Consider the following 13491-nt stretch of genomic DNA (forward strand, 5'->3'; position numbering starts at 1 on the left):
TTCACTAACCAAACTTAAATTCTTATACTCTGTTTTTAGAAGTTCGGACCAGTAGTATCCCACCAAGTTCTAGTTCCTCCATTATCAGGACCTCCAAGTTTTGCAACACCTGTTTTAACTCCTTCTGGATTTCCATCTCTTTCACTTTGAACAAAGTTTATTCTTCTTACACCAAATTGAGTAGTAACTACACCAGCACTTTGATTATTAAGAATTGGTAACAATTTAGGATAACCTGTTCTACGGTGATCAGACCAAGCTTCTTGTCCGTCAGGGAAGTTAGCAATCCATTTTTGAGTGATGATTTTTTGAAGCTTCACTTCATTACTTGCAGTATTATCCCAAGCAACAGTAACTTTATTTACTGCTAAACCACTATTGAATGGTGCAACTGGATCTACATAGTCTTTTGCTGTATTTACATTATTTGCAGTATATTCAGCAGCGCCTCCTGTAGCAAGCTGATCAAAAGATGCAGCAATACCAGCTTTGTACAATGATTCAGCATCACCTCCCATGTTCCAGCCTCTTAAAGCACCTTCGGCTCTTAAGAAGTAAACTTCGGCAGCATTCATCCAAACTACTTGTTTGTCATCTTTTATTACTTTTCCGAAATTTGAAAATTTCATGTGTAATGTTTTATCTCCAAGAATTCCACCTGTACGGATTCCTTTGTACTGATCAGGAAATTGTTCTGATGTTGCAAAGTAAGCTTTCATTCTAGGGTCATTATAACCTCCCATGATAGATTCCATATCTGCAGACATACGGCTGTCATTGTACTCATAAGCAGCCACTCTTAAAGGGTGTTGTGAAACATCTTTAGTTACCATAAAGGTATCAGTAGCAGCTGTCATTACACCAAATTTTTGACTCATCGCTTTTTCAGCTTCTGCTTTTGCTAATGTTGGATTTACTTTTACAATACGCATTGCTAATCTTAAACGTAATGAATTGGCATATCTCACCCATTTTTCATAGCTTCCTGCATATGTTGAACGGTCTGTATTTACAAAAGAGCTAGGTTCTTTTGCATCTATTCTTCTTGTTAACTCATTTACTGCAAAATCTAAGTCTTTAAACATTGCTGTATAAACGTCTTGTTGCGAATCGTATGCAATTGTCGAATTAGTAGTTCCTAATTGAGAGTAAACAATTGGTCCCCAAGCATCGGCTACTTTATGTAAAGTTTCTACTTTAATAATTGTTGCAAGTGCATAAAACTGATCGTATTTTCCTTTAGATTCTTTTTCAACTTTCAAGAAATTTGCCATTACCAGTGAATATGCAGCTTCCCATCCTGCTCCGTTCCATTTATCAGTAAGAGCGTAAGAAAGATTATTTGCTCCATCAAAACCTGGAGCTGTTGAATAACCTCCCCAAGTATTTGCTGATAAATCAATGGCAATTTGATATCTCCAACCTGGAGTATTCACCATTACATTCTCGAACATATTTTTAAAAGGACCTAAAATATGGTTAAAGTCCTGTGTTACTTCCTCTTGAGTAAAAGCATCAGGATTACTATTAATCTCATCGAAATTATCTGTACAACCAACTAAGGCTAAAAGACCGAAACAGATTAATGATTTTTTTATATTGTTTGTTTTCATGATATTTTAAATTAGAAAGTTACATTTAAATTAAGACCAATACTTCTTGTTGATGGCAAACCATAAATATCAACTCCTTGTAAACCTTGACCTGTACTTAAAGCAATGTTTGGATCAAAAGGTGCATCTTTATAAAAGAAGAATAAATTTCTTGCGATTAATGATAAAGTTGCTGTATTAACAAATGGCAATGTTTTTTTACTGAAAGTATAGCCAAGTGAAACCTCTCTTAAACTTACGTTTGTAGCGTCATATACATACTCAGCTGTAGCTCCGTTAAGTCCGCCAACTGCTTCGTAATATTTTTGAGCATCCATTGAAGTAACTTTAGTACCATTAGGCATAACTGCATTCACAGGAACACCACCAGCATTTCTTGCATCTCCACTTCTTTTTGATACTCCATAAAAATCATTCATAGATTCTGTAATACTCATTACATCACCTCCAAAACGTCCGTCGATTAAGAAATTAGCTGTAAAAGCACCAAACTTAAATGTATTTGACCAACCTAACATGAAATCAGGATTTGCATTACCAACTTCACGGAACGCTCCTTCAATTGCTAAGTTTCCTTTGTCATCTAAAACAATTTCTCCTTTATCGTTTTTAACGATCCCTTTTCCTTCAATAACTCCAAATGGTCTTCCTTCTGTTAAAGCATATCTGTAGTTGATATTGTTTACAGGAGTTAAAGGAATTGTTCCTCCTAATTCTTCTGGAATTTCTTTAACCTTGTTTTTATTTTGAGAATAGTTTAATGTAGTATCCCATGAGAATTTATCTCCTGTGATGATTTTTCCAGTAAGAACAAGTTCGATACCGTGGTTTTCGATACTACCAGCGTTAATTCCGTAAAAAGTATAACCATAAGGGTTTGTACTTGGTGCAGGAACTTGGATGTATTGATTTTTAGTTTCTGAATTGTAGTAAGAAACCTCAAAACCAAATCTGTTATTAAACATTCTCCATTCTGTACCAAATTCGTATTCTGATTTCAACTCAGGTTTTAAAGATTCACCTGGTCTTGGCCCTACTGTTGGAGGAATAATAATACCACCTTGAACAGTTGATTTTGGAGAAGTTACAAAAGCCGAAACGTCGTTTCCTACTTCTGCATAAGTTCCTCTCACTTTTCCAAAGTTAATCCACTCTGGCAAAGTTGTCATTTCACTAATAAGAGCAGTCACACCCACAGATGGGTAAAAGTATGATGGAGTATCTGTATTTACTAAAGTAGAAGACCAGTCATTACGTCCTGTAACATCTAAATACAACATGTTTTTGTAACCAAAAGTAGCAGAAGCAAATATAGATTGAACTTCTCTAGCAGAACCTGTAGCTTGAAGATTTAAGTTATCTACACCTTTGTTACTTCCAAAATTTCCTAATGTAAATAAGTTAGCATTAATAAGCCCTGGAGTGATACCAGAATCTAAAGTAGTTGAATGATTTGCTAAAGTATTATTGATACTAGCACCTACTATAGCATTAAAGCTGAAATTCTCGTTGAAATTAGTATTGATTTTAGCAATTAAATCTCCATAACGTTGTGTACTTAATGTACCTACATTAATATATCTACCATTGTATCCAGACAAAGAATTGTTTGTCGTAGCATAAATTCTCTTATCAAAATCATTTTCGATTCTGTTATAACTGTATCTTGCACCAATGCTCAACCAGTTGTTTGCTTTATAATCTAAAGCGATGTTTCCGTTAAAGAAATTATCTTTATCAACAGATTTGTTTCTATTGATTAACCAATAAGGGTTTTGAACGTAGATGTCTGCATCCAATGGTGTGTAGAAATTTTGCCCGTAAAGGTTTCTAGAAGGAATAAATGATTCAAAATTATCTTTGTAGAAATTGAAGTCATTTGCTCTTTGAAACAAGTAAACACCTGTAAGAGGATTTGAATAAAGTCCGTTTACCGGTCTGTTATCAATAGTTTGGCTTGTATATTTTGCATCGGCAGAAACAGTTAATTTATTGTTGAAAAATTTAGCTGTTTGACGGATTCCAAAATTGTTTTTCTTTAATCCATTACCTTCAATAATACCTGAAGAAGAAGTGTTAGCATAAGATAAAGTTGTAGAAGCAATATCTGATCCTGTTGTAAATGAAGCAGAAGTAATTTGCGTAACTCCAGTATTGAAAAAATCTTTTACAAAATCATTTGAAGCTACTTTTCCTCCCCAAGATTTTTGTGCATTTAAAGTTCCATATTCATTTTGGAATTCTGGCAAAGAATGTACAGATTCAAAAGTAGTAACAGAAGAAATTGCTAAGTTTCCTTTGTTTTCTTTATTTTTCTTAGAAGAAAGCAAAATAACACCATTTGCTCCTTGAGATCCGTATAATACAGATGCTGCTGCACCTTTAAGTACGGTCATTCCTTCATAATCATCAGGGTTAATTAAAGAAACTGTATCTCCCCCGTCACGGTTACCTCCTGCAGTACTACCAAATGAATCATTTGGCTGATTTGAACTACCATTATACAAAGGAATACCATCAATTACGTAAAGCGGCTGGCTGTTTAATATAGAAGAGTTACCACGAATAACTACTTTTGTAGATCCTCCAGTACCTGCAGAACTTTTTGTTACTGCAACACCGGCAACTTTACCTGCAATTGTATTAATAACGTTGGCATCTTTTACACGAGTCAACTCTTCGCCTTTAAGTTCTTGAGCTGCGTAAGTAAGAGATTTTCTAGTTTTCTTAAGACCTAATGAAGTAACAACTACTTCGTTTAACGCATTTGATGCTGCTGGTACCATTTTAACATTAATTGTAGTAGCATCACCTACAACTATCGATTGTGTTTCAAGACCTACATAAGTAAAAACTAAAGTTTGTCCTTTTGTAACTTCAATAGTGTACAATCCGTCAAAATCGGTAGTAGAACCTTTTTGACCTCCTTGCACAGCAACAGATGCACCCGGCAACGGCATCCCATCAGAATCTGTAATCACACCTTTAACATTTTTTACCTGAGCAAGCGAAACTTGCGCCGTAAAAACAATCATAAAGATTAAGAAAATTTTTTTCATGTTTATTTATTTTGTTAGTTATGATGTAAAATTATTCTTAAGGGATTGTTAAAAAAAATATATTATACAAACTGCCTGAAATTTTAAACAAACGACATAAATCGATCAATAATCCGTTGCACGAAAACGTTTTCCTATCTATAAAATGCAGTTTTTACCGCATTTACGGAGATTTTATTCAACAATAGGTTAGTTTTATTAAAAATCATCTAACAAATCACAAATATTTGAAAATCTGTTATTTAAGATAAAAACTATCAAATTCTTTTAAATACTATTAAAAAAAAGAAGTAATTAAATGTTAAAAAAAAATGCCTAATAAAATGTTATCATAATTTTAATTTCTAAGATTTAATTACAATAACACCTTATTAGGCAAAACTTTATGCAGGAATTTCTATTTAATTAGCATCCCACCAAACTTTATTCAACCAGTCATTTTTTCCTCCCATTCTAGCTAGTGCATCTAAATAATTTGTTTCATTCTTCTGCATTTCATCATTTGGATAATATAAACGTGTTGGTGTAACTCCATTTGTCTCAGAATCTGGATTTGTGATAGGAACTAATTTTGGAAATCCAGTTCTTCTCCAATTTGAATAAGCTTCAATACTATTAAAAATATATGTTATCCAAAGCTGAGTTGCAATTTGTTCTTTTTCCTTTCCTGCAACTAATGGTTTTGCATTTAGGTAAGTATCAATTTTAGATTGACCAGCCGGCAGCGCTCCATAAATTTCTAATTGCTTAATACCTGCTTCAACTCCTTTTTTATAGTAATCCGCTGCAGAACCAGAAACCCAGCCTCTAAAAGCAGCTTCAGCCAGTAACAATTGTGTTTCTGAATAACTAACATGTAAAAAAGGTGTCGTTTTTTTCTTGAAATAATCTTGAATTCCTGATGTTGCATCAGTTCCACCCGGAGCTTGATATTGGTACAAACCTGGTTTTACTCCTTCATATAAATTTTCACCTGGCCCAATTGGTGCGCCTTGCTTAACGCTGCTGGTTTTTTTAGGAGTTGCAAGCATTGTTAATCTAGGATCTCCATTATCTCTAAGATAATCTATAACCAAAGTTGTAAAGTGATCTCCATTTTCATTTCCCACAAAAGCATAAGCAAGTCCATTACCTCTAAAATCAATAGATGCTGGATCATCATTAAAACTTGCATCTAAATGACGCATGATACAATTATCTTCATTGCTGGCAAAAACTCCGTTTTGCAAAGCCGCTTTAACTTGTTTTTCAGCTTCAACTGGTTTTATCTCAGAAATCCTCATTCCTAGACGCAAACGTAATGTGTTTGCCAGTTTTTTCCATTTTAGAACATCACCATTATAAAATAAATCACCTTTTATGCTTCCGCCGCCAACTTTTAATTGATTATAAGCTTCATCTAATTCTTTAAAAAATGACATATAAATGTCTTCTTGTTTATCATATTTAGGTGTTACAATTCCTTTTGAGAAACCCAGTCCAGCTTCTGAATAAGGAATATCACCATAAATATCAGTCATACGCTGTGCTACCATTACTTTCATAATCTTACCAACAGCATTCATATTTGCAGCCGCAGGATCATCTTTTGTTTTTTCAAGAATATCTACGACATTCTTTAATTCATTAGAATATCCATTTCTCCATAAAGCCGTAGCATATCCGTCATCTTTATTGAATCTGCTTCCAAATGTAGTTACGTTCCATGCACCAGAATAATGCTGTACAAAACCACCAGAATAAATTAAGTTGGTTCTCCATTGATAAAACCCATCTCCGGACATACACAATTGTGTAAACGTAAGTTGTCCAGCTGGATTTGCAGTCAACGCCACAGGATCTTTCTCCAGCGCGTCAAAATTCTCCGTACAGCCTACTGCAGTAAACAATGCAAGTATGGCTATTATTATTTGTTTGAATTTCATAATATCTTTTTTTTAGAATGCAATTTTAATATTAAAACCATACGACTGTCTAAATGGTAATGAACCATACTCAAAACCTTGTCCATTTCCAGATGTATACATAGACTCTGGATCAACATTTGGAAGATCTTTATTAAAAGTCAATAAGTTTCTTGCAAATGCCGAAACATAAATTGAGTTAATTTTAGCACCCGCAAAAACACTTTTTGGTATTTGATAACCTAAACTAACCTCTCTTAATTTTACATACGAAGCATCGTAAACAAATGGAGCCGGCGTGTTATTAAATACTGTATTCCAATAATCCTGAGGATTTACAGGTTTTGTATTTTTTTCATACTTCGGATTGGCTGTAGTTCCAACATTTACAACACCCTCAGCAACATATCCTCCTGTAGGAATCCACGTTGCTTGACTAAAATTAGGATCACTCGCAATTGCTTGAGCTCTCGCTTGATTATAAGCATCTCTACCATCAGTAGTAACATCCAAAAGTCCTTTTTGAGCTGCAACAGAATTAGTCATAGAATACACATCCATTCCAAACTTCATATCGATTAAAAATTGAAGCGTTATTCCTTTATAGCTAAATCTATTTGTTAAACCTGCAGCCCAATCTGGAAGCCCTTTTCCTAATGCTACTTTTTCATCTGTAAATAATGGCAGACCATTTGCTCCAACAACTTTTTCACCTGCATCATTTCTTAAAAAATCTCTTCCCATAATTGTTCCGTACTTACCTCCAACTTCTCCAACAATAGAAGCTCCTGCCCAGCGTGCTTCAGAAATGGTGTACGTTTGAATATCTGGATGTAAAGAAAGAATTGAGTTTTTGTTTTTTGAGAAATTCAAATCAATTCCCCATTCAAAATCTTTAGTTCTAATAGGTGTACCAGACAAAAAGATTTCAATACCTTCGTTACGCAATTCTCCAGCATTAACCGAAATAAATTCATATCCAGATGTTGCAGATGAAGGAAGATCCAGAGTTTGATCAGAAGTATCTTCACGATAAACAGTAATATCGGCTCTTAATCTATTTTTAAAGAAAGAAGTTTCAAGTCCAAACTCTACTCCTGTTTTAGATTGGTAAGTCAAATTAGGATTTGGCGCCGCACTATTTTTAATATTAACCACACTCTGACCATTGTAAGATGCAAACGTGGTATAGTTTAGTGCATTTTTATAAGCGCCTGGAGCATTAGAAACTCTCGCCCAAGAAGCTCTAAATTTTCCATAATTAAAAACTTCATTTTTAAAATCAAAAGCATCAGAGAATACAAAACCTAGCGAAGCCGCAGGATAAAAAGCATCTTTATTAATTACACTGAACCAGTCATTTCTTCCTGTAAATTCCGCATATAAATATCCTTTGTAATCAAACTTTGCTGAACCATAAACTGAGTTTGTTCTGGTTCTGGTTTCAACGGGAGCATTTTCTGTTTGATTCACAAAATTACTAATGTATTCAGTTCCCGGTTCTATAATTTTTGTTCCAAATCTAGAATTTTGATCTCTTCTAAAATCTCTTCTTCCAGCTCCTAAAATTCCTGAGAAAGTAAAATCTTCAGCTAATTTTATATCACTAAAAGTTGCGATTAAGTCAGTATTCATCTCTGACACATTTATATTATTTAAACCAAGATAACCTTCATCTCTTCCCGGCCATGTACTTCCTGCAGCCATAAAATCTTTAGCACTAAAAGCGTAAGTATCTAAACCAGATCTCAACGTTAATGCTGCCCATCTTTTTAACTGATAAGTTCCAGATACATTACCAATAAAACGATTTTTCTTAGATGAATTATGATTCTCGTCTATTGTAAAATATGGGTTTAATTGATAAATATTAGTATTCCATTCGTATATCTTACCTGTTTCTGGATCCTTATAATTCTTTAACCAAGCTTGATCAATATTTGGAGCCAATCCGCTTAATGAATAACCAATATTATTTGGAGAATCTCCTAAACCAGGTCTGTTTTCAGTATTTTCAGCAATATAATTTACGTTAGCATCCAGCGTAAATTTCTCCGATTTTAAAGTTGCATTTAAACTTGCATCATTTCGTTCTAAACCAGATCCCGGAATTACGTCATCGTTGTTTAAATTATTATATCCAAAACGTACATAAGCATTATCACTACCTGCCGATAATGCGATTCCATTTGTAGTTGTAAATCCTGTTCTAAAAAAATCTTGAATATTATTATCGACTTTAGCATAAGGTCGTGTAGAACCGTCAAATATTTTTACTTGCGCTCCCACAGATTGAGAGAACTTTGGTCCCCAAGCGCTGGTAGTGTAATTGTAAAGTTCAGAAGGACCTCTGCTAGGGTCTGGCAACGCACCATTTGCACCAGTTCCATACTCACTTTGAAAATCCGAATACTTAGCATTTACACGATCAAAACTTACACCGCTTGTCAATTCAACTTGAAGCTTTCCTTTGCTTCCTTTTTTAGTTGTAATTAAAATTACTCCATTCAAAGCTCTTGAACCGTACAATGCCGCAGCTGCTGCACCTTTCAATACTGTTAAGCTTTCAATGTTGTTAGGATTAATTCCTGAAATTCCATCTCCATTATCACGTCCATCAAACCATCTGCTAGCTGCAGCATTATCATTTGATAAACCAGAATTATCAATAGGAACTCCATCTACAATATAAAGCGGCTGGTTACTTTCGCTTATACTTGAAATACCTCTAATAATAACTCTCGTACTACCCGCAATTCCCGTTGATGGTATTGACACGTCTACACCGGCAACTCTTCCTGATAAAGCTGAAGTTACATTTGTTGTAATCGCTTTATTTAATTGATCACCTTTTACATCTTGAACGGCATAACCCAGTTCTTTCTTTTGTCTTTTAATCCCAAGTGCCGTAACAACAACTTCATTTAAATTTTGCGCATCTTCTTTAAGCACAACATTAATTGTAGGCGAAGAAGTCACCGTTACTGTTTGGGTTTTAATACCAATATACGAAAACGCAAGAACATCTCCCGCAGATGCTTGAATCGTATACTTTCCGTCATAATCACTTTGGGTAGCCGTTTTTGTACCTTGAATAATAATACTTACTCCAGGCAGCGGCAATCCATTTTGATCGCTTACCAAACCTTTGATCGTTTTTACTTGTGCAAATGACATTTGCGAAGTAAAGATAATCGCAAGGATTAACATAATTTGTTTCATTTTTATCATGGTTTTGATTAGTTAAGCGATAAAAATATTGTTAAGGCACTGTTAAAAAAAATATATTATACAAACAGTACAGTTTTTTAAACAAACAACACGAAACATTCAACATTATGTTTTACGAAAACGTTATATCGTTGAAATACAGCATTTTTTAACATTTATTTTAAAATTTAATTCAAAAAAATTGTGTTTTTGACAGTAATTATGTAAAGTTGTACTGTATTTACAAGTCCTTCCTAAATAATAACAAAACGTTAAAAAAGTTGAACGAAATTCGAAAATTAAACTTTGACATAAAACTTCAAAATCATATTTGGTTCTGGGGCACTTATTTCACTCTCAACTTTTTGCGATGGGGCGCTTACTTTAATGATTATCCATATTCTTTTAAATCAAATTTAATTGAGTTCTCACTGCACATTCCATTAGTATATTTTAATCTATTTATTTTAGTACCTAAATATGTTCTAAAACAAAAATACATTACCTACACTTTTGCATTATTAGCCAGCCTTTTTGGTATTTACCTTCTAAAAACTGCACTTACCTTTTATATTATCTCAGAAAACATTTGGCCGGAAGCAAATCGAGAATATCATCCGTTTGAGATTAATCATATTGTAGCAGTTTGTATTGGAGAATTGTATGTTCTAGCGATGGCTTCATCTGTTTACCTGACTTTGACTTGGCTTCGTGAACGTGAAAGAAACAGATCATTGCGAGAAAATCAGTTTAAAATCAAATTGAAATATCTAGAAAATCAAATTCAACCGCATTTCTTTTTCAATACTTTAAACAATCTTTATGCATTGTCATTAGAATCTTCAGACAAAGTTCCAGATGTAATTATTAAACTTTCGAACTTAATGGAGTATGTTCTGTATGATGTAAAAGGAACTAAATTTGTTCCGCTGATTAAAGAAATAGATTATATTCAGAATTATGTTGAGATTGAAAAATTACGTTTTGAGAATGTAGAAGTTACTATTAACCTAGAATCGAACATTGAAGATATAATGGTTCCGCCGCTGATCTTTATCTCATTAGTAGAAAACGCCTTTAAACATGGCAGTATAAACAATACTAATTTAAAAATTAAAATCAACTGTAAGATTATTGATAACAAAATGTTAGATTTTGAAATCTTAAATAATTTTGTACTTTCACAAAATCTTAACTCAAAAGGCGGTATTGGTCTGGTTAATACAAAAAAGAGATTAAAACTGATTTACAAAAATCATTTTAGCTTAAAAGATACAACAAAACTGAATTACTATATAATACGTTTACAAATACCAATTGATAATGAAGATTAAATGTGTATTGATTGATGATGAACCTCTAGCTATAAAAGTACTGCAAAATTACTTTGCAAATTTTACAGACTTTGAAGTGATAGGAACATTCAATAATTCTCTAGAAGCGCTGGATTTTATAAACAGCACCTCTGTCGATGCCGTTTTTCTTGATATCAATATGCCTATGATGACTGGATTTGAACTTATCAGTTTAATGGAAAACAAAACCAAAGTAATCATAACCACCGCATTTAGAGAATTTGCTGCCGAAAGTTACGATCTCGATGTTTTAGATTATTTAGTAAAACCAATTCCGCTTCCACGATTCATAAAATGTATTAATAAAATTACGACCGAATACAATTTAAAAAACAATATTAAGGTCGATACCTCAAAAAGCGATTCGCATATTTTTATCAAAGTAGATAAAAAAATGATGAAGATTAATATTGAAGAAATTCTGTTTATAGAAGGAATGAAAGAGTACATAAAAGTGGTTACTCCTGATAAAACTTATATCACCCACAGATCATTAACTTCATTATCTGAAGAACTGCCTGCTGAACGCTTTTTGCGCATTCACAAATCGTATGTTATAGCTTTAAACAAAGTAAAATCAATAGAAGGAAACCGCATCCAGATTCAGTCCTACACGATTCCTATTGGCAGAAATTACAGTAAAGACGTCAAAAATAGAATTTTGGAGTAAAACTTTAACATTTCTAACTCTATATAAATTAACACATTGTTGAATAAATATTGTAGTTCGTTTAAATTTAACATTATTTTTAATCAATAATTTTTTTTTGATTCGTGTAACAAATATATTTACGGTCTTCAAAAAACAATTTTATTAAAAATTAACCTTATTACAATTATGAGTTCAGAAAATGTGCAAACCAAATGGGGGCAGTTTATCTCGTTGATAATAGTCTTCTTCTTTTGGGGTTTTGTTGGTTCGGCCAATGATATCCTTATTCCCGTATTCAAAAAAGTATTCACCTTATCTCAAGTTCAATCACAACTAGTAGCGTGGGCTTTTTATGCGGCGTATTTTGTAGGATCTTTGATTTTCTTTTTAGTTTCCTTAAAATTAGATGTTCTACAAAAATTTGGATACAAAAAAACCCTTTCTGCTGGTTTAGTACTTTCAGCTTTCGGTTCATTTTTATTCATTCCTGCAGCAACAATGGAAAGCTTTCCATTTTTCTTAACAGCCTTATTTACTGTAGGATTAGGTTTTTCTATTCAACAAATTGTTGCCAATCCATTAGCCATTAAAATGGGAAGCCCTCAAACCGGAGCTCACCGTTTAACACTTGCAGGAGGTATTAACTCTTTCGGAACAACAATTGGAGCAATTTTACTTGGAATCGCTTTATTTGGAATGGGAGACAACAAAAAAACGGCACTTTCTTTAGAAGATATTAAATTACCTTTTATCATCCTTGGTCTTGCATTTATTGCAGTTGCAATTTTCATGAACTTCTCTAAAATTGAAGACCCGGCAAAAGAAGAGGAAGAAGTAGTTAAAACAGCACACGAAAAATTCAACATCCTTGATTATCCACAACTATATCTAGGAATGTTAGGAATCTTTATTTATGTTGGAACTGAAGTTACAATTATCAGTAACCTGCCTGCTTTGCTTCATACTGCTGAATTTGGTAATGTATTAGAAGATGCAATCGCGCCATTTATCGCTCTATATTGGGGAAGTTTAATGATTGGCCGTTGGAATGGTGGTGTTAACGTTTTCAATACTTCAAACTTAGTAAATACAGCATTAAAATTCATTGTTCCTGCTGTTGCATTTGGAGTAATTATTGGAGCTAATATTTTTGCAGCGCACGATGTTTCTTCGTTCTACATTTACCCAATCTGGATTTTAGTATTTATTGGTGTGAGTTTTATAGGAGGAAAAAATGCTGGAAAAACATTAATGCTTTTCGGAATATCTGGTTTACTAATGATGCTTGCAGGATTAGTTTGTCCAAGCCCGGAAATTGCTAAATTCTTCTTTATCTCTGGTGGATTATTCTTGTCAATTATGTGGCCGTCAATCTTCGATTTAGCGATCGCTGGTTTAGGAAAAAACACTGGAAAAGCATCTTCATTCTTAATCATGATGATTCTAGGAGGAGGAATTATTCCTTTAGTACAAGGAAGCATCTGTGATTTTGACCTTACAAAACCAGAAGGAATCTTTGGTATCACATGGACACATTTCTCTTATATTGTACCTCTTTTAGGATTTGCTTATTTAGGATTCTATGGTTTCTACTGTCCTAAAATATTAAAAAAACAAGGAATCAGCCACGTTCAAAGTGAAGGTGGAGGTCACTAAATTCCAAAATAAACAATAAAAAAAATCCACTACTATACTACT

General features: G+C 33.4%; 7 protein-coding genes. 3 read left to right on the top strand and 4 right to left on the bottom strand.

The genetic code is table 11. The features are described 5' to 3' along the window. Nucleotides 1-35 precede the first annotated feature (35 nt). The 4 genes from BOW55_RS15330 to BOW55_RS15345 all read right to left on the bottom strand — a co-directional run bounded on the left by BOW55_RS15330 (nt 36) and on the right by BOW55_RS15345 (nt 9798). Nucleotides 36-1613: a RagB/SusD family nutrient uptake outer membrane protein gene (locus tag BOW55_RS15330; RefSeq protein WP_089052828.1), complete on the bottom strand. Its 1578-nt coding sequence runs from the start codon at nt 1611-1613 to the stop codon at nt 36-38. An 11-nt stretch (nt 1614-1624) separates the two neighbouring features. Next, nucleotides 1625-4672, bottom strand: a complete 3048-nt coding sequence (locus BOW55_RS15335; protein WP_129024821.1) for a SusC/RagA family TonB-linked outer membrane protein — start codon at nt 4670-4672, stop codon at nt 1625-1627. 401 nt (nt 4673-5073) lie between these two features. Beyond that, nucleotides 5074-6597 (bottom strand): SusD/RagB family nutrient-binding outer membrane lipoprotein, encoded by a 1524-nt coding sequence (locus BOW55_RS15340; protein ID WP_129024822.1) that lies wholly within the window; start codon nt 6595-6597, stop codon nt 5074-5076. A gap of 12 nt (nt 6598-6609) precedes the next feature. Continuing rightward, complete coding sequence (locus tag BOW55_RS15345) at nt 6610-9798, bottom strand: SusC/RagA family TonB-linked outer membrane protein (protein WP_164975046.1); 3189 nt, start codon at nt 9796-9798, stop codon at nt 6610-6612. Between the two features lie 269 nt (nt 9799-10067). Here BOW55_RS15345 and BOW55_RS15350 point away from each other — a divergent pair, with 269 nt between their 5' ends. The 3 genes from BOW55_RS15350 to BOW55_RS15360 all read left to right on the top strand — a co-directional run bounded on the left by BOW55_RS15350 (nt 10068) and on the right by BOW55_RS15360 (nt 13449). Beyond that, a complete protein-coding gene (locus BOW55_RS15350) occupies nt 10068-11120 on the top strand; it encodes a sensor histidine kinase (RefSeq protein WP_089052823.1) in 1053 nt (350 codons plus the stop codon). After that, entirely contained in the window at nt 11110-11811 is a 702-nt protein-coding gene (locus BOW55_RS15355; protein ID WP_089052822.1) for a LytTR family DNA-binding domain-containing protein, read from the top strand. The genes BOW55_RS15350 and BOW55_RS15355 overlap by 11 nt, the downstream gene beginning before the upstream one ends. Nucleotides 11812-11979: 168 nt before the next feature. Then, entirely contained in the window at nt 11980-13449 is a 1470-nt protein-coding gene (locus BOW55_RS15360; protein ID WP_129024824.1) for an MFS transporter, read from the top strand. Nucleotides 13450-13491: the final 42 nt, after the last annotated feature.

Origin of the sequence: Flavobacterium sp. YO12 (assembly GCF_004119495.1) — a bacterium.
GTDB lineage: Bacteria > Bacteroidota > Bacteroidia > Flavobacteriales > Flavobacteriaceae > Flavobacterium.